Source organism: Kocuria sp. CPCC 205297, from assembly GCF_040981035.1.
In the GTDB taxonomy this organism is placed as follows: domain Bacteria; phylum Actinomycetota; class Actinomycetes; order Actinomycetales; family Micrococcaceae; genus Kocuria; species Kocuria marina.
The window spans coordinates 60,988-78,467 of record NZ_JAVKPY010000006.1 but is presented as its reverse complement, the minus strand read 5'-3'; the positions used below and the strand labels follow the sequence as shown (position 1 = coordinate 78,467).

At 70.3% G+C, this 17,480-nt stretch carries 19 protein-coding genes and 1 tRNA gene; 6 read left to right on the top strand and 14 right to left on the bottom strand.

Annotated elements, in window-relative coordinates; genetic code table 11:
* The 3 genes from RF650_RS06985 to glp are packed head-to-tail and all read right to left on the bottom strand — an operon-like array spanning window position 1 to window position 3,019.
* A complete protein-coding gene (locus RF650_RS06985) occupies window positions 1-1,179 on the bottom strand; it encodes a molybdenum cofactor biosynthesis protein MoaE (RefSeq protein ID WP_368814489.1) in 1,179 nt (392 codons plus the stop codon).
* Window positions 1,176-1,673 carry a cyclic pyranopterin monophosphate synthase MoaC gene (gene moaC / locus RF650_RS06980; RefSeq protein WP_368814488.1) on the bottom strand — a complete coding sequence of 166 codons (498 nt, stop codon included), beginning with the start codon at window positions 1,671-1,673 and terminating at the stop codon, window positions 1,176-1,178. The genes RF650_RS06985 and moaC overlap by 4 nt, the downstream gene beginning before the upstream one ends.
* Complete coding sequence (glp, locus tag RF650_RS06975) at window positions 1,670-3,019, bottom strand: gephyrin-like molybdotransferase Glp (protein ID WP_368814487.1); 1,350 nt, start codon at window positions 3,017-3,019, stop codon at window positions 1,670-1,672. The genes moaC and glp overlap by 4 nt, the downstream gene beginning before the upstream one ends.
* 66 nt (window positions 3,020-3,085) lie before the next feature.
* On the opposite strand from glp, the gene moaA reads away from it, so the two are divergent.
* The 3 genes from moaA to RF650_RS06960 are packed head-to-tail and all read left to right on the top strand — an operon-like array spanning window position 3,086 to window position 5,739.
* Window positions 3,086-4,162, top strand: a complete 1,077-nt coding sequence (gene moaA / locus RF650_RS06970; protein ID WP_368814486.1) for a GTP 3',8-cyclase MoaA — start codon at window positions 3,086-3,088, stop codon at window positions 4,160-4,162.
* A gap of 4 nt (window positions 4,163-4,166) precedes the next feature.
* Complete coding sequence (locus RF650_RS06965; protein WP_131332454.1) at window positions 4,167-4,430, top strand: MoaD/ThiS family protein; 264 nt, start codon at window positions 4,167-4,169, stop codon at window positions 4,428-4,430.
* Window positions 4,431-4,434: 4 nt separating this feature from the next.
* Complete coding sequence (locus tag RF650_RS06960; protein WP_368814485.1) at window positions 4,435-5,739, top strand: molybdopterin molybdotransferase MoeA; 1,305 nt, start codon at window positions 4,435-4,437, stop codon at window positions 5,737-5,739.
* 16 nt (window positions 5,740-5,755) lie between these two features.
* Here the strand turns inward: RF650_RS06960 and RF650_RS06955 are convergent, their stop codons facing one another.
* From RF650_RS06955 to RF650_RS06930, 6 genes are all read right to left on the bottom strand, one after another.
* Window positions 5,756-6,922 carry a GNAT family N-acetyltransferase gene (locus tag RF650_RS06955; protein WP_368814484.1) on the bottom strand — a complete coding sequence of 389 codons (1,167 nt, stop codon included), beginning with the start codon at window positions 6,920-6,922 and terminating at the stop codon, window positions 5,756-5,758.
* 197 nt (window positions 6,923-7,119) lie between these two features.
* Complete coding sequence (gene rplA / locus RF650_RS06950) at window positions 7,120-7,830, bottom strand: 50S ribosomal protein L1 (protein ID WP_035959904.1); 711 nt, start codon at window positions 7,828-7,830, stop codon at window positions 7,120-7,122.
* An 86-nt stretch (window positions 7,831-7,916) separates the two neighbouring features.
* Window positions 7,917-8,345 carry a 50S ribosomal protein L11 gene (gene rplK, locus RF650_RS06945; protein ID WP_035959909.1) on the bottom strand — a complete coding sequence of 143 codons (429 nt, stop codon included), beginning with the start codon at window positions 8,343-8,345 and terminating at the stop codon, window positions 7,917-7,919.
* 136 nt (window positions 8,346-8,481) lie between these two features.
* Window positions 8,482-9,354, bottom strand: a complete 873-nt coding sequence (nusG, locus tag RF650_RS06940) for a transcription termination/antitermination protein NusG (protein ID WP_131332451.1) — start codon at window positions 9,352-9,354, stop codon at window positions 8,482-8,484.
* A 45-nt stretch (window positions 9,355-9,399) separates the two neighbouring features.
* A complete protein-coding gene (gene secE, locus RF650_RS06935; protein WP_064845237.1) occupies window positions 9,400-9,666 on the bottom strand; it encodes a preprotein translocase subunit SecE in 267 nt (88 codons plus the stop codon).
* Window positions 9,667-9,729: 63 nt separating this feature from the next.
* A tRNA-Trp gene (locus RF650_RS06930) sits at window positions 9,730-9,802 on the bottom strand.
* 314 nt (window positions 9,803-10,116) lie between these two features.
* Between RF650_RS06930 and RF650_RS06925 the strand changes: the two genes are divergently transcribed.
* Window positions 10,117-11,337: a pyridoxal phosphate-dependent aminotransferase gene (locus RF650_RS06925; protein ID WP_186313787.1), complete on the top strand. Its 1,221-nt coding sequence runs from the start codon at window positions 10,117-10,119 to the stop codon at window positions 11,335-11,337.
* Window positions 11,334-11,702, top strand: coding sequence for a hypothetical protein (locus RF650_RS06920; protein WP_131332449.1), 369 nt, complete (start codon window positions 11,334-11,336; stop codon window positions 11,700-11,702). The genes RF650_RS06925 and RF650_RS06920 overlap by 4 nt, the downstream gene beginning before the upstream one ends.
* A gap of 521 nt (window positions 11,703-12,223) precedes the next feature.
* Here the strand turns inward: RF650_RS06920 and RF650_RS06915 are convergent.
* Together RF650_RS06915 and ppk2 are read right to left on the bottom strand one after the other, a co-directional pair.
* Entirely contained in the window at window positions 12,224-12,601 is a 378-nt protein-coding gene (locus RF650_RS06915; protein ID WP_242670603.1) for a hypothetical protein, read from the bottom strand.
* Between the two features lie 70 nt (window positions 12,602-12,671).
* Window positions 12,672-13,583, bottom strand: a complete 912-nt coding sequence (ppk2, locus tag RF650_RS06910; RefSeq protein ID WP_172644385.1) for a polyphosphate kinase 2 — start codon at window positions 13,581-13,583, stop codon at window positions 12,672-12,674.
* Between the two features lie 209 nt (window positions 13,584-13,792).
* On the opposite strand from ppk2, the gene RF650_RS06905 reads away from it, so the two are divergent.
* The gene (locus RF650_RS06905; protein ID WP_085108437.1) at window positions 13,793-14,824 is read left to right on the top strand and encodes a 6-phosphofructokinase; all 1,032 of its coding nucleotides are present in this window, start codon (window positions 13,793-13,795) and stop codon (window positions 14,822-14,824) included.
* Between the two features lie 72 nt (window positions 14,825-14,896).
* Here the strand turns inward: RF650_RS06905 and RF650_RS06900 are convergent, their stop codons facing one another.
* From RF650_RS06900 to RF650_RS06890, 3 genes are all read right to left on the bottom strand, one after another.
* Window positions 14,897-16,120: a folate-binding protein YgfZ gene (locus RF650_RS06900; RefSeq protein WP_242670602.1), complete on the bottom strand. Its 1,224-nt coding sequence runs from the start codon at window positions 16,118-16,120 to the stop codon at window positions 14,897-14,899.
* Window positions 16,117-16,725 (bottom strand): FABP family protein, encoded by a 609-nt coding sequence (locus RF650_RS06895; protein ID WP_131332447.1) that lies wholly within the window; start codon window positions 16,723-16,725, stop codon window positions 16,117-16,119. Before RF650_RS06895 ends, RF650_RS06900 begins: the two co-directional genes overlap by 4 nt.
* A 115-nt stretch (window positions 16,726-16,840) precedes the next feature.
* Window positions 16,841-17,449 (bottom strand): hypothetical protein, encoded by a 609-nt coding sequence (locus tag RF650_RS06890; protein WP_035959995.1) that lies wholly within the window; start codon window positions 17,447-17,449, stop codon window positions 16,841-16,843.
* Window positions 17,450-17,480 lie beyond the last annotated feature (31 nt).

Sequence of the window (17,480 nt, the reverse complement as noted above, 5' to 3'; positions counted from 1 at the left end):
TCAGGCGTCCAGCCCCACCCAGTTGTGCTGCCCGTCCTCGAAGCTCTGCCGCTTCCAGATGGGCACGCGTTCCTTGATGAGGTCCACGAGCTGCGCGCAGGCTTCGAACGCCTCGCGACGGTGTCCCGCGGCCACGGCCACCTCGAGCGCGCTGTCCCCCACGGCGAGCGCGCCGATCCGGTGCGCGGCCCACAAGCGCACGTCCGGGTGGGCGCTCGCGATCTCACCGACCACGTCCCGCATGACCTCGCCCGCGCTGGGGTGGGCGCTGTACTCAAGCGCCGTGACACCGTCCTTGCCGCCGTCGTGGTCGCGGATCACGCCGCTGAACCCGACGACCGCCCCGCACCGCGGATGCTGGACCGCACGCTGCGCCTCGGCCGCATCCAGGGGGTCGGTCGTGACGAGCGCCAGCAGCACCTCGCCCGCCGAGGGCTCGGCGCCCGGCGCGGCGTCGTCGTCGGGCGACGACGCCGCCGCTGCGGCCACCCGCGCGCCGACCGTGCCCGCGGCGGGGGCGGCGTCATGGCCGGGCACGTCCGTGCGCTCGGCGTGGCCCGGGGAGTCCGGGACCGCCGCGGGGACGACCTCCCCCTGCGCGGAGCGCGTCACGGAGCGGTCCTCCCCGTGACCGTGCACGTCCTCGAGCTGCGCGCTGATGTGGTCCAGCAGGGGGTCCAACACGGTCATCCCGTCCTTGACGCCCCCGCGCGAGCCCGGGAGGTTCACCATGAAGGTCTGGCCGGTGTGCCCCGCGACCCCGCGGCTCATCACGGCCGTGGGGGTCTTCTGCAGCCCCGCGCTCCACAGCGCGTGCATGATCCCCGGCGACTCGCGCTCCAGCACCCGGGCCGTGGACTCGGGCGTGACGTCGTCCGAGTTCAGTCCGGTGCCCCCGGTCGTGATCACGAACCGCGGGGCGGCAGGCCCGGACGCCGATGTGAGGTTGCGCAGCAGCTCGAGGACCTCGGGCCCGTCCGGGATCACGCGCAGCGTCACGTCCAGGCCGCGGCCCCGCAACCAGTCCCGCAGTAGCGGCCCGCAGCGGTCCTCCGCCGTGCCCGACGCCGCCGAGCTGGACACCACGACCACCACGGCGCCCCGCCCCTCCAGGTGAGTGTCGCCCACCTCGTGTCGACGGGAGGGACGGCCGCGGGCCGGATCCGCGTGCTCACTCATCGGACGCTCCAATCGCCGCTCTTGCCGCCGGACTTGGCGAGCACGCGGGTGTCGGTGATCGTGGCGGCCTTGTCCACGGCCTTGATCATGTCGTACAGGGTCAGCGCGGCCACGCTCGCCGCAGTGAGGGCCTCCATCTCCACGCCGGTGACACCGCGGGTGCGCACGGTCGTCTCGATCACCACGCGGTCCTCGCGCGGGGTGAGGTCCACGGTCACCTTGCTCAGGGGCAGCGGGTGGCACAGGGGCACGAGGTCCGGGGTGCGCTTGGCGGCCATGATCCCGGCCACGCGCGCCACGGCGAGCGCGTCCCCCTTGGGCAGCCCCCCCGAGGCCAGCAGGTCGATCACATCCGGGCGGGTCATGAGCACGGCCTGGGCGGTGGCCTCGCGCGAGGTCACCGCCTTCTCGCTCACGTCCACCATGTGCGCCGTGCCGTCCTCCCGCACGTGTGTCAGGTGCTGTTGTCCGGGCTCCGGCTCTCGTTCGCTCACGCTGGCTCTCCTGTTCGTTCCGTTCCGACTGCTGCGCCCGCGGGCGCCGGGTCGTCGTCCGCGGGCAGCACGCCGCCGTCCACCGGCAGTACCGCCACGGTCGTCCCGGCAGCGAGTTCGTGCTCCCCGGGCGGGATGCGCACCAGGACGTCCGCATGGGCGGCGGCGCTCAGCAGGTGCGACGACGCTCCCCCCACGAGACGCACGCACGGGACCGTTCCGTCCCCCGGGTGTTCCATACTCCCGCGGCGCAGCTGGGTCCTGGTGACCAGCGGTCGAACCGCCTCGCCCAATTCGGCCGTGAACCACCGCGGCGACGGGCAACACCCCCACGCGGCCGCGAGCGCGGGACGCACGAAGACCTCGCACGAGACCCACGTGCTCACGGGATTACCGGGCAGGCAGATCACGGGCACGCCACGGAACGTGCCGTGTCCCTGGGGGCCTCCCGGTTGCATGGCCACGTGGTCGAACCACGTGTCCCGGCCCTCCCGCTCGAGGCCCTGGCGCACGACCTCGAACGCGCCCGCGCTGATCCCGCCGCTCGTGATCACGAGGTGGGGTCTTGCCTCGGTGACAACGTGATCCAGGGCTCGCACGAAGGCGTCCGGGTCGTCGTCCACACGGACCCGGGTCACCGATTCGGCGCCCGCCTCGGACAACCACGCGGCCAGCAAGGGGCCGTTGGCGTCGTGGTACATCCCGGGGCGCGGCGCGTGCCCGTCGGGCGCGATCTCGTCCCCTCCGCTCACCACGACCACACGCGGTCCGGTGCGCACGGACACCTCGGTTCCCGGGCCCAGTCCGAGCGCGGCGCACGCACCGAGCGCCGCAGCCCCCAGCCGCGTTCCGGCGGGCAGCGCCACGGCGCCGCGGGCGACGTCGCTCCCGGCCGCTCGCACGAAGGTGCCCTCGGTGACGGACCGGGCGACGTCGGGGGTGATCGTCACGGCCGGGACGTCGAAGCGCGGGGGACGCACCCGTTCCACGGGGATCACCGCGTCCGCGCCCTCGGGGAGCACGGCCCCGGTCATCACGGCGGTCACGGTACCGGGTGTGTGCCGCGCCGGTTCGGCACCTGCGGGCCGCACGTCCGCGACGGGCAGTTCGATCCCTTCAGCATCCCCTGGCTGGGGCGGGACGGAGGGGGTCAGATCGGCCACGCGCACCGCGAACCCGTCCATCTGCGAGTTCGCCAACGGTGGCAGGTCCGCCTCCGCCACGAGGTCCCGGGCGAGCACGCGTCCCGCGGCGCGCGCGAGGGGCACGCGCGCGGCGTCGTCGTGGGACGCCGAGGCGAGCAACTCGACCAGCGCGCGCTGGTGCGTTTCGATACTGCGGGACATGGCTCCAGGGTAGCCACCCCGCCGGGGGTTCCGCCCGCGCTGGGGGCAGCACCTACACTGGACGGTATGTCCGTTTTCCTCGGTAATCCCCAGGTCCTCCCCGTTCGGGGGGTGCCCACGCAGGGGCCGTTGACGGACCGCTTCGGACGTACCGCCACGGACCTGCGCATCTCCCTCACCGACAAGTGCAACCTCCGGTGCACGTACTGCATGCCCGCGGAGGGCATGCAGTGGCTGCCGCGTGAATCGTTGCTGACGGTCCCGGAGATCGTGCGCTTGGCCGCCATCGCCGTCTCGGACTTCGGGGTGCGGGAGATCCGACTCACGGGCGGGGAACCGCTCATCCGCCCCGATCTCGAGGAACTCGTGGCCGCCCTGACCGAGCGCATGCCGGGAATCCCCGTGTCCATGACGAGCAACGGCATCGGACTCGCCGGGCGTGCCCAGGCCCTCGCGGACGGCGGGATGACCCGCGTGAACATCTCCTTGGACACCCTGTGCGCGGACACCTACGAGAAGCTCGCCCGCCGCGGGCGGCTCACCCAGGCGCTCGAGGGCGTAGCTGCCGCCCAGGACGCGGGCATGAGCCCGGTCAAGCTCAATGCCGTCCTGATGCGCGGGGTCAACGACCACGAGGCGCCCGCGCTGCTGCGCTGGGCCCTGGACCACGACTGCGCCCTGCGCTTCATCGAACAGATGCCCCTGGACGCGGACCACGGCTGGACCCGGAAGAACATGGTCACGGCCAGCGAGATCCGCGAGTCCCTGTCCCGGGACTTCGACATCACCCAGGACACCGCACCCCGCGCGGGCGCCCCCGCGGAGAAGTACCTCGTGCGGGAACGCGGCCAGGACACCGTGGTGGGGACCGTGGGGATCATCGCGTCCGTCACGGAACCGTTCTGCGAGGACTGCACGCGCACTCGGATCACCGCGGAGGGCCACGTGCGCTCGTGCCTGTTCTCCCACCACGAGACGGATCTGATGCACCTGTTGCGCTCGAACGCGACCGACCGGGACATCGCCCAACGCTGGCGCGATGCCATGTGGGTCAAGCCGCGCGCCCACGGGATGGACCACGCGGGCCTCGACTCCGGGGACTACGTCCAGCCCGACCGCAGCATGAGCGCGATCGGGGGCTGAGACCGTGCTCGTGCGTTATTTCGCGGCCGCCGCTGCCGCGGCCGGGACAGAGGAAGAGCACGTGGAGACCACCACGGCCCTGACCCGCTCCGAGCTGCAGCAACTGTTGGTCACCCTGCACCCCGTGGCCCCACCGGGCGAACGCGCGCTGGCCCAGGTGTTGCCGCAGTGCTCGTGGCTCGTGGACGGTGTGGCCGCCCGGGACCCGGAGTCCCCCCTGGCCCCGGCCGCCACGGTGGACGTCCTCCCGCCTTTCGCGGGGGGCTGATCGGATGCCCGGTCCCACCCCACCCGCGTGGAGCAGCGGTCTCGAACCCCTGCATCACGCGGCACGCGACGCCGCACGGGCCCTCGCACACCGGGCCGGTTCGGCGCTCGCGGACTCCTGGCCCGGCGGCGCGGTAGAGATCGTCCCCCTGGACCGGGCGGCGGGTCGCACCGCGGCCCACGACGTCCGCGCGGCATGTCCCGTCCCGCACTACGCCTCGAGCGCGATGGACGGGTACGCGGTCCACGGACCGGGACCGTGGCGCGTCGTCGCCCCGGGCCCCCGTGCGGGGGCATCCGACGGACGGCGACTGGATGATCACCTGACCGACGGCGCTGCGCCGTCCGCGCCGCTGCCGAGTGCCGCGTCCGCGGTCACCCTCGCGCCCGGCACGGCCGTCCCCGTGGTCACGGGCGGCGTGATCCCGGACGGCACCACCACGGTCATCCGCGAAGAGTTCGCAACCCGCCGCGGCGAGCTCCTCGAGCTGTCCCCCGACAGCCCGCGCACGGAACTCGCGGGCAGGCACATCCGCCCGGCCGGAACGGAATGCGCTCGGGATGAGACCGTAGTGCGGGCGGGCACCGTGCTCTCCCCCGCGCACGCGGCGTTCCTGGCCGTGGCCGGACGGGACGACGTGCCGGTGCGTAGCGTCCCGCGGGTGGCCCTGCTGCTCACGGGTTCCGAGGTGCGTACCAGCGGACTCCCGGCTCCCGGGTACGTGCGCGATGCGTTCAGTATGTCCCTACCGCCCATGGTGCAGGCCTTCGGCGGACGCACGGTCACGGTGCGCCGCGGTCCCGACCACGCCGCAGCGCTGCGTTCGCTGTTCCGCGAACTGAGTGCCGAGCACGACCTCGTGGTCACCACGGGTGGCACGTCCCGCTCGCGCGCGGACTTCGTGCGGCCCATGGTGCAGGACGAGTGCCACGTGATCGTGGACCAGCTGGACCTCATGCCCGGTCACCCCACATTGTTCGGGGCCGCGCGGGACACCGCCGTGCTCGCACTGCCGGGCAATCCCCTGGGTGCCATGGTGGCGTTCCTGCTGCTGGGCGGGGCATTCCTGGCCGGTCAGCTGGGCCGCGAACCACGACCTTTCGCCCCCGCCGTCGCCGGGGAGGAACTGGCCGGGGCCCGCTCCGAACGACTGCTGCCCGCGCGGCGGCACGACGGCGGTTGGGTCCCGTGCCGCGCGATCGGCTCCAACATGGTGCGCGGGCTCGCCGCGGCGGAGGGTCTGCTGTCCGTGCCCCGGGAGGGGCTGGCCCGTGGACAGGAGACGGTAGTACTGCCCCCGCCGTGGTGAGTGACCGGCCCGGCGATCAGTGGATGCTGAAGTCCTGCTCCCAGATCGCGGACTGACCGGCATCCCGGAAGCCGAGCTGGGCGTTGACCCAGTTCATCCGGTCGTTGCCGCTGTGGGTCCACGAGTACACGGTCCGGACCTCGGGGGCCACGTTCACGAGCTGCTCGAGGTTGGCGAACTTGAGCCGCATCCCCAACCGGTGCCCGCGGTGGGTGCGCACCACGAGGGTCTCGTCCTGCAGCGCCAGGGCCGGGCGGTGCTGCGCGAGGATCAGTTCGGTCATCCCCACGAGCTCGCCCGTGCGCACGTCCTGGACCACGGCCATCAGGGACCGGTCGCCGTCCTCCTGACGCAACTGTTCCGTGCGGCGCACCCGAGCGCCGTCCCACGGGTCGGGGTCCGCCACGATCGGCCGCACGAACGAGTCGGTGGGGATCTTGGCGTGCAGCTGCGCGAGCGGGGCCAGGAGCTCATCCGGGGCCTCCCCCACCCATGTGTGCAGGCGGTAGTGGTCCGCGAACGGCACGGCCTCGAGGGATTCGTGGATGCGTGCGGCGCGCTGCTCGTCCAGCGGCACGGGCAGGAGCGCGAAACTGCTGACCGTGCGCAGGGTGTACCCAGCGTGCTGGGCGAACCTCGTCTGGCGGTGGCTCGCGGGCAGGCGCCCGGAACCATCGGCGGCGTCGAGCCATTGGACGGGAGCCACGGGGCTCGCACCGCCGTCGGCCGTGCCGTCCGCACTGCCGTCCCCGGGGCCGGAGGGGTCGCGCGCCTCGGACGCCGGGTGCTCGGTCACGAGGCGGATGAACCGGCGGGACTCACCCCGCGCGAGTTGTTCCGCAGCACTCAGAAGACCGCGCCCGATCCCCTCGGAGGTCTCGTCCGGGGCCACGTCCACCACGATCTGCGCCATGTCGGTGTCCGCGATCAGGGGCATCCGTACCTCGGCGCGTCCCACGAGACGGTCGCCGAGGTACGCGCACAGGATGTTCACTCGTTCGTAGGGGTCGTGCAGGTCACGGAAGATATCGTGGGGGCCGTTGCTGAGCTGACCGGTGCCCCACACGTGTCGCCGGGAGGACTGCACGAGCGCGGCCACGCACCCCAGGACCCGCTGCGCCTCGTCGTCGAAGGTGGCGGGGATGCGCAACAGCTCGATGCGTACCGGTGACGGCTCCGTCACAGTGCTCTCCTTCCGCGCCGACCGGCCGGGACGGCACCCGGGCGACGGGCCCCGTCCACGGAACCCGGCCTCAAGTACATCATGAATTCGTAACGGCGTTTTCCGCCGTCCCACGAAAGAAGGGTCCGGCCGGTGACGGCACGGACCCTTCCCTCAACGGCAGGGAACGCGAGCGTTCCACCGTTACGTACCTGCGATCACGCCTGGGTGGTGACCTCGGTGGCGTTCGGGTCCACGGGGATGCCCGGGCCGAACGTGGTGGCCACGGTGGCCTTGGTGATGTAACGACCCTTGGACGCGGCCGGCTTCAGACGGAGCACCTCTTCCAGCGCGGCACCGTAGTTCTCGGCGAGCTTCTGGGCGTCGAAGGACGCCTTGCCGATGATGAAGTGCAGGTTGGAGTGCTTGTCCACGCGGAAGTCGATCTTGCCGCCCTTGATGTCGGACACGGCCTTGGCCACGTCCATCGTCACGGTGCCGGTCTTGGGGTTCGGCATGAGGTTACGAGGACCCAGGATCTTGCCCAAACGACCCACCTTGCCCATCATGTCCGGGGTGGCCACGGCGGCGTCGAAATCGGTCCAACCGCCCTGGACCTTGGCAATCAGGTCGTCGGAACCCACGAAGTCCGCACCGGCGGCCTCGGCCGCGGCGGCCTTGTCACCGGTCGCGAACACGACCACGCGGGCGGTCTTGCCCGTGCCGTTGGGCAGGTTCACGGTGCCGCGGACCATCTGGTCCGCCTTGCGGGGATCCACACCGAGGCGCATGGACACCTCGACGGTGGAATCGGACTTGCTGTTCTCGGCCAGTTCCTTGGCCAGGGCGACCGCCTCGGCGGGAGCGTAGAACTTGCCCGCCTCGATCTTCTCGGCAGCTGCCCGGTATGCCTTGCTGCGCTGTGCCATCTGCTTGTTCTCCTTGTGCAGTTGTGGTCAGCGGGCCGCGCTCGGCCCTGCCACGATGGTTGTCTTCGTTACGAGCTCGGGAGAGCTCAGTTGACCTCGATGCCCATGGAACGGGCGGTGCCGGCGATGATCTTCGCGGCGGCCTCGACGTCGTTGGCGTTGAGGTCTTCCTTCTTGGTCTCGGCGATCTCACGGACCTGGTCCATGGTGATCTTCCCGACCTTGTTGGTGTGCGGGACACCGGAGCCCTTGGCGACGCCAGCGGCCTTCTTGATCAGCTGCGCGGCGGGTGGGGTCTTGGTGACGAACGTGAACGAGCGGTCCTCGTACACGGTGATCTCGACCGGCACGATGTTGCCGCGCTGGGATTCGGTGGCCGCGTTGTAGGCCTTGCAGAATTCCATGATGTTGACGCCGTGCTGACCCAGCGCAGGACCCACGGGGGGAGCCGGGTTGGCGGCGCCCGCCTGGATCTGCAGCTTGATCAGGCCTGCGACCTTCTTCTTGGGAGCCATGTGATGGTCCTTCTTCTAGCTGTGCGTACCGCCGCACAGGAGCGTACGACGGCGGGTGGTCGCCGTGGCGCGGCGACCGAACGGAAACACCCCGGACCAAAGCACATCCGGGGCCGGTTTCCGAAATCTTGGGGGACTAGATCTTGGTGACCTGGTCGAAACCGAGGGTCACGGGGGTCTCGCGTTCGAAGATGGACACCAGCACCACGAGCTGCTGGGATTCCACCTTGATCTCGGAGATCGTGGCCGGGAGGGTCTCGAAGGGGCCCTCCTTCACGATCACGGACTCGCCGACCTCGAAGTCCACGGTGACCTGCTGGGCGCCACCCTGGGCACCCGCGCTGGAACCGGCGGTCTCGCCCAGGCCCTTGGCCTTCTCGGGGGTCTCGAACGTGGGGGCGAGCATGTCGAAGACCTCGTCCAGGCGCAGCGGCACCGGGTTGTAGGCGTCCTGGCCCACGAAGCCCGTGACACCCGGGGTGTGGCGCACCGCGCCCCAGGAGGCGTCCGTGAGGTTCATGCGCACGAGCACGTACCCGGGGATCCGCACGCGGCGCACGGTCTTGCGCTGCGAGTTCTTGATCTCCACGACCTCTTCCATGGGCACCTCGATCTGGAAGATGTCCTCTTCCATGTTGAGGGACTGGATGCGGGTCTCGAGGTTGGTCTTCACACGGTTCTCGTACCCCGCGTACGTGTGGATCACGAACCAGTCGCCCTCTTGGCGGCGCAGCTTGGCCTTAAATTCCACCGCGGGGTCGACGTCGTCTTCGGCGGCTTCCGCCGTGGCCGCGGCGTCCTCGGTGGGGACGGGCACGGCCTCGCCGTTACCCTCGGCGGCGTCGAGGTCGGCTTCCTGCACGGTGCGCTCGTCGGAGTCCTGCTGCGGATCCGTGGTCTCGGTGGTCTCGGACGTGCTCTGCGCCGACTCGTCCCGCGCAGCGTCCGCCATCAGGGAGTCGAGCTGAGCGGGCTGGGTGTCGTCGTTATCGAGCTCGTGATCGGTCACCGGGGATTCCTGCTTTCTGTGGACGTCTGGAAGTGGTGGAAGGACTTACTGGGCCTGGTCGCCGTTCCCGAACAGCCAGATGGCCACCTGACCGAAGCCCAGGTCCAACAGGGAGATCAACACCATCATGAACGCCACGAACGCCAGCACGACCAGGACGAAGTTGACCAGTTCCCGGCGGGACGGGGCGACGACCTTCTTGAGTTCTCCCACGACCTGACGGATAAACAGCCAGATCCGGCCGAAGATCCCACGTTTGTGATCGGAACCCGCAGGTTGACCCGGGGTCTGTCCTGTGACGGTGTGCGACATCGGCTCTCCCCTGCGTGAAGCAACTTCTCGGCGGTGGTGTGCGTGCCGTTGTGGGTCCTGAAGCAGGGCAGACAGGACTCGAACCTGCAACCTGCGGTTTTGGAGACCGCTGCGCTACCAATTGCGCCACTGCCCTTCGACACCGCGCCGCAGCCGTGCGCGACACGAAATCCGGTGCCCGAGCCTATCATCGGCCCGTCATCCCGCCGTCGGGAGTCCATCCCGGGGCAGAGCGCACCGCACTGGTGGCGGCACCAACAGACCATGGTACGCGCCCGCCGCGTCCCGTGCAAAGCAGGGGCCCGGCCACCTAAGCTGGGAGCGGTGTCCGCGTCCCCGGTCGGACCCCGGGCCCGTCAGGTTCCCGTACGGATCCGTGCGCGGGCCAGTGTGAGGCCCGCCCGCCGGGACGACCCGGTCAGTCCAAGCAGCCCAGTCAGCCCAGGAGAAATGATCACCATGTCACCAGCGCAGCAGCGCATCTCGCATCGGATCTCGGCGATCGCGGAGTCCGCGACCCTCGCCGTGGACGCCAAGGCCAAGGCCCTCAAGGCCGAGGGGCGGCCGGTGATCGGCTTCGGCGCGGGTGAACCGGACTTCGCGACCCCCGACTACATCGTGGATGCCGCCGCCGAGGCCCTCCAGGACCCCAAGAACTTCCGCTACTCCCCCGCCGCGGGACTGCCCGAGCTGCGTTCAGCGATCGCGCAAGCCACGCAGCGCGACAGCGGATGGGCCGTGGAGCCCTCCCAGGTGCTCGTGACCAACGGCGGCAAGCAGGCCGTGTACCAGGCGTTCCAGACGGTCGTGGACGACGGCGACGACGTCCTGCTGCCCGCCCCATATTGGACCACCTACCCTGAAGCCATCCGACTGGCCGGCGGCAACCCCGTGGAGGTCTTCGCGGGTGCGGACCAGGAGTACAAGGTCACGCCCGAACAACTGGAGGCCGCATACACGGAACACACCAAGGCCCTGTTGTTCTGCTCGCCCTCCAACCCCACGGGTGCGGTCTACACCGCCGAGGAGACCCGGGCCGTGGGTGAATGGGCCGCGGCCAAGGGCATCTTCGTGATCAGCGACGAGATTTACCAGCACCTCACGTACGACGACGTGGAGTTCACCTCCATGGCCCGCGCCGTACCCGAGCTGCACGAGAACCTCATCCTGCTCAACGGCGTGGCCAAGACCTACGCGATGACCGGGTGGCGTGTGGGCTGGCTGGTTGGTCCCGCAGACGTCGTGAAGGCCGCGACCAACCTGCAGTCGCACCTGAGTTCCAACGTGAACAACGTGGCCCAGCGCGCGGCCTTGGCCGCACTGAACGGGCCCATGGACCAGGTGGAACGCATGCGCGAGGCCTTCGACCGGCGTCGTCGCACGATCGTGGACGGGCTCAACGCGATCGACGGCGTGGTGTGCCCCACCCCCACCGGTGCGTTCTACGCGTACCCAGACATCACGGCGCTGTTGGGCCGCGAGTTCGCGGGCGTCACGCCCACCACGAGCGCGGAGCTCGCGGAACTGATCCTCGAGAAGGCGGAGGTGGCAGTGGTCCCGGGTGAGGCCTTCGGCCCGTCCGGGTACCTGCGCCTGTCCTACGCCCTGGGCGACGACGATCTCGCCGAGGGCCTGTCCCGTCTGCAGAACTTCCTGGGAGGCACCGAATGAGCGTCAAAGAGACCTTGCACGAGCTGGACGAATTGCTGCCCTCCGCCGTGGCCCTGCCCAGCTCGGCTGTGGTGGCCGGCGGACTGATCGGCGGTTACGCGGTGGCCCGTTTCACGGGGGTGCGCGCCCTGGGCGGCGCGGTCCTGCTCGCGAAGGGCGTGGTCGCCGGGCGCACGTGGTACCGCTCCGCGGGACCCGCCACGACCGCGGGCCTGAGCGTGCTGTACCTCGCCGGGTTCGGACTGTCCCACCCGCTGGCCAAGAAGATCGGCGCGTGGCCCTCGGTGTTCACCGTGGCCGCTGTCAACGCCGCGGCGTCGTGGGCGCTCGTGGACCGGCACAACTTCCGGGGCGAGACCGCCTGAGGCCCCCGCGCGGACGCACCCTTCACCGCGCACGCACCCTCCCCAGCGCACGCACCCCCGACGGCGGATGACCGCTGTTGGGGGCGCCGTTCGTTCAGGGGCGCCGTTCGTGCAGGGAGCGCCTTCCGTTCAGACGGCGCGGCCCGTTCAGGCCGTACGGCCCGTTCGGGGAGCGCCGTCCGCACGGGTGATCAGTGCGCGGATTCCCGGGCCGGGCGGCGTTGTGCGACGACGGCGACCGCGAGATCCGCCGCGAGCACGAGGCCGCGAGTTCGCTGTAGAGCCGCCCGGGCTCACCCAGCAGCAGGTCCCGGTGCAACCAGTCGATCGTGGTGCGCAGCGGCAGAGTGCAGTCTTTGCAGCAGGGCCATGAACCAGGCGTGGGAGGGGCGCGCGCCCTCGCGGGCGCGTTCGGACGACAGTGCGTTCCGTATTGCGGACATGATGAAGTACCTCTCGACGGCAGGTGGTGAGGACACCCCGCAGGCGAGTGCCCGGGGTGTGCTCGAAAGGAAAGCGGCTCAGACGGAGAGAGCCGGCGGTCCGCGTGGGGAGATGATGCGCACGGGTGACCACGCGCGCGGGGGCAGGGGGTAGGCCAGGGGGACGGGGCGCAGGGCATGACCCTGGGCGTGGGCCGTCCCGATCACGTGGGAGGACGGCCCCGCGGCATGACCGCCCAGCGAGAACGGCGCGTGGAAGGGCACCTGGTTCAGCGCCACGGCACACGCGATTCGTACGGCGCCGAGACGCCGCCCGGCGAGAAGCACGCACACGAGCCCCGCGGCCGGGAGGGTCAACGCCAGGAGGGCCATGTTCGGCGGGTTCGGGTCCACCGCGTAGTGGGACGTGGCCTCGCACAGGGTGGATACGCCAGCGGCCGCCCAGCCACGAATCAATCAGGCCGGGCGGCTCACGGGGTGGAACCAACCATGGACGCTTCCGGGGGACAGTGGGAGGAGCCGGGTATCAGTCGTCCACGGCGTCGCGGCCGCGGCGCACGATCAGCGGGTCTGGCGGGTACACCACGGAGGTGTCCTTGTCCTCGTAGTCGAACTGGTTGAGGAAGAAGCGCATGGCGTTGAGGCGGGCGCGCTTCTTGTCGTTGGACTTGATGGTGATCCACGGGGCGTGGTCCGTGTCCGTGCGGCGGAAGGTCTCCTCCTTGGCCACGGTGTAGTCCTCCCAGCGGTCCAGGGACGCGAGGTCCATGGGCGAGAGCTTCCAGCGGCGCACCGGGTCGATCTGGCGGATCGCAAAGCGCGTGCGCTGCTCGTGCTGCGTCACCGAGAACCAGAACTTGGTCAGGTGGATCCCCGAGTCCACGAGCATCTTCTCGAACACGGGCGCCTGCAGCATGAAGCTCTCGTACTGCTCGTCCGTGCAGAAGCCCATCACGCGCTCCACGTTGCCGCGGTTGTACCACGAGCGGTCGAACAGCACGATCTCACCGTTGGTGGGCAGGTGCTGGATGTAGCGCTGGAAGTACCACTGGCCCTGCTCGCGGTCCGAGGGCTTGTTCAGGGCCACCACGCGGGCGGCGCGGGGGTTGAGGTGCTCGGTGAAACGCTTGATGGTCCCGCCCTTGCCCGCGGCGTCCCGACCCTCGAACACGATCACGTGTTTGAGGTCGTTGTCCTGGCCCCAGTACTGGAACTTCAACAGCTCGATCTGCAACTGGTACTTCTCGAGCTCGTAGTCCTCGCGGGACATCCGCTCGTCGTACGGGTACCCCTCACGCCACGTCTCCACCGCGCTTCCACCCGGGTCGATCAGATCCGGGTCCGGGGACTGCCCGTCCCGCACGGTGTACCCCTGGTCCACGAGCTTGTCGATGAACTCGCGCAGGTTCTCCCGGGCCGGTTCTTGCTGGGCGGTCATAACGTCCTCCTGGTGGCCTGACATCGCGAACGGCGTGTTCACAGATCCTCCCCCGATCTTAGTTGTCCACATTAACCACGGGTGGACGGGGCCCACCGTGTGCCGCGCGTCCGTTCATCCGGTGTCCCGGGCAACGCCGAGCGCGCGTCACTAGGATGGAAGGGGAACAACGACACGACACGACACGACAGAGGGGAACTGAGGCACACATGCGAATCGGGCTCATGACCAGCGGCGGGGACTGCCCCGGACTCAACGCGGTGATCCGCGGCGCGGTGTTGCACGGCATCAAATCCTTCGATCACGAGTTCGTGGGCTTTCGGGACGGCTGGCGCGGCGTCGTCGAAGGGGACATCATCGACCTGCCGCGGCAAAGCGTACGCGGCCTCGCGCGCCAGGGCGGGACCATCCTGGGCACCTCGCGCACCAACCCCTTCGACGGCCCCCAGGGCGGTCCCGAGAACATCGCCAAGGTCCTGGAGCGTCACGGGATCGACGCCGTGGTCGCGATCGGCGGCGAAGGCACCCTGGCCGGCGCCAAGCGGCTCGCGGATGCGGGGCTGCCCGTGGTGGGCGTGCCCAAGACCATCGACAACGACCTGCAGGCCACCGACTTCACGTTCGGTTTCGACACCGCGGTCTCGATCGCAACGGATGCGATGGACCGGCTGCGCACCACCGGCGAATCGCATCACCGGTGCATGGTCGCGGAGGTCATGGGCCGCCACGTGGGCTGGATCGCGCTGCACTCCGGCATGGCCGCCGGCGCGCACGCCATCCTGATCCCCGAATTCCGGGAGTCCATGGAGCAGGTTTCCGAGTGGGTCCGTGAGGTCCACGAGCGTGGCCGCTCACCGCTCGTTGTCGTGGCGGAGGGCTTCATCCCCGACGACCGCGAGGAGGCCATCGCGGGCAAGGGCACCGAGGCGTCCGGGCGCCCGCGGCTGGGGGGCATCGGGGACTTCGTGACGCGGGAGATCGAGGAGAACACCGGCATCGAGACCCGCAACACGATCCTGGGTCACATCCAGCGCGGTGGCGCGCCCACCGGCTTCGACCGTGTCCTGGCCACGCGACTGGGGATCGCCGCCGTGGGGATGGCCACCGAGAAGCAGTGGGGCAAGATGTGCGCGCTGCGCGGCACGGACGTGGTGCGCGTGGACTTCTCCGAGGCGCTCGACGGGCTCAAGGTGGTACCGCAGGACCGCTACGACGAGGCCAAGGTGCTGTTCGGTCGCTGAGCCCCGACTCGTGGTGGCGCCCCGTTCCCCTCCGAGGGGAACGGGGCGTCACCACATGTCAGTCGTGTTAGGTCAGAGCCGCATTCCACCGCCGCGCGGACCGCGCATGAGCCCCTGGGCCCGGCCCACCACGGACCCGGCATCCGGGGGGACCACCACGGTCTGGGCGGCGGCCCACTGTTCGGCGGGTGCGTCCGCGGACGTGCCGCCCGCGGCGTCGTCGGACGCGCCGTTGCCGTTCGATGCAGCCTCCTCCGAGCCCTGCACGACGGTGTCCCGCACGGTGAGCACCGCGTCCGGGGCGACCGAGCGTTTGAGCACGGCGAGCGCGATGGGGCCGGCCTCGTGGTGCAACTGGGCCGCGGTCACGCGACCCACGACCTTGCCGTTCAGCTCGACCGTGGCCCCGGGGCCCGGGAGCGTGTGCTGGGAACCGTCCAGGTCCAGGAACGTGAGCCGGCGCGGCGGGTGGCCCAGGTTGTGCACGCGGGCCACGGTCTCCTGGCCCTTGTAGCAGCCCTTGGCCAGGTGCACGGCGGTGCGCATCCAGTCCAGTTCGTGCGGAATGGTCTTCTCGTCCGTGTCCGCGCCCCAGCGCGGCCGCCAGGCCTCGATCCGCAGGGCCTCCGCGGCCCACGAACCGGCGAGCGAGTACCCCTGTTCCTCGAGAGCCGCGACCGCGGTCTCCAACGACGCGAGCGGAATCAGGTGTTCGTACCACGAGCGCGCGGCACCCGGGTGGTCCTCGGTCACGGCGTAGGCGTGACCGCCCGCGCCGACGCCCGGCCACGGGTCGTGCCACACCAGCATGGGGTTGGTCTGGGCGGGAAGCAACTCACGAAGGTCCCGCGTGGCGACGAGCACCGCCCAGCGGTCACTGACGTCCTCGATCTCCACCCGCAGGGCGAAGCGCATGGTGGTCAGCCAGTCGGCGAGCCCTGCGGCCTCCCGGGCCTCGGTGATCAACCACGTGGTCCCGCCATCGTCGACCACGTGCGGAGCGAATTCCACGCGGCCCTGGATGCTCAGGAAGAGGGTTTCGGTACTGACCCCCGGGGTCAGTCCGGTGAGCACCTGCGACGACAAGGTGGTGAGCCAGCTCAGTCGATCGGGGCCACTCACGGTCACGACGCCGCGCTGGGACTGGTCCACCACGGCCCTCCCCCGGGCCAGGGCGCGCTGTTCGTGCACGGGGGCGCCGTAGTGCGCCGCGACCCCCTCGTCCAGCGCTTCCGCGGTCACGGCACCGTGGCGGTGCAACAGGACGGAGGAGTATGAGGGTGCGGTGTCAGTCACTTCTGGGGTTCGACCTTGCTCAGTTCGGCGGAAGCGTGCGTCGCGAGTTCGTGGCCCTGCGCGGCCATGTCCCACGCCCACATGAGGTGGTTGTTGACGAGCCCGTAGAGCCGGGTCCCGGAGACGTACTCCTTGGCACCGCGGGCGCGGATCACGGCGTCCGTGCTGAGGTCCACGCGCGGGCCCTTGATCTGGCCCAGGTACAGCTCGGCGACGCCGCCGGGCTGGGCGATCGTCACGGAGATGTCGAAGCCGCCGTCCGCGTTGCGCAGGTCCTCGACGTCCTGTGCGGACTTGAGCACGGGCACGGGGTCCGGCGGGAGCATCCCGGGTCCGATGTCGCCGTCCTCACGGTTACGGGCGAGCTCCCAGAACCCTTGTTCGTACGTGGCCTCGCGCTGGGGTTCGCCCTCTTCGTTGAGCAGCGTGGTCTGCGCGCGGTAGATCATGAACGGTAAGCCGGTCTGTTCGAACGTGACGCGTTGCCGGAAGGCACGCTGTTCGGCGGCGCCGTATCCCATGAAGCCGTTGCCCTCCCACGTGCCCAACAGCCATGCGAAGGGAACGAGTTCGGGGGTCAGGTCCGTGGGGATCTCGACGGGCACGAGTTACAGCTGGCCCTTGAAGAGGCTGAACACGACCTTCAAGGAGATTCCGAGGATGCACAGGCCCGCGAGGCCGAGCAGAACGAGGTAGAAGATTTCGAGAGCAAGCATGGCTTCACGCTACCACGGCGGCCAGTAGCTGGGTCGCGAAAACGGCCACCATACCGAACAGTGCCACGGGTGTGACACCGAGCGTGATCATGCCCCTGCGGCGCAGGTTCTCGGGGGCCGCGGAGATCACGCGGGCACCGGCGACCACCAGGATGATGGTCAGCGGGGCGCCCACGCCCGCGACGGTGAGCCACCTGCTCAGTCCCTGGTCGTGGGCCACGCGGGAGAACGCGATCCACCCCGAGGCGGCAACCGCGGCCAGGACCCCCGTCGCGGAGGCCAGCGCGGATTCCAGACGGTACTTGGCACCCTCCCCCCGCACGAGTTCGGCCACGCACACGGCCATGAAGGACACACCGATGATCGCGGGCAACCACACGAGGCGCTGGGACGGGACGAGTTGTACGAGCAGGCACGCGAGGGTGCCGGCCACCGCGATGAGCACGTTGTGCCGGCGCCGCGCCTGGATCCCCGCGGCGGCGGGCCACCCCACACCGATCGTCACGGCCATGGCCACGGACACGAGCAGCGGCGCCCACGAGCCGATCACGCCCGCCGTGAGCGCGAGGACGAGCGCCACCACGGCGGCGACGATGATGCGCGCGTACTTCATGGCGGGGTTCCTTCGGGGCCGAGGGCGGGCG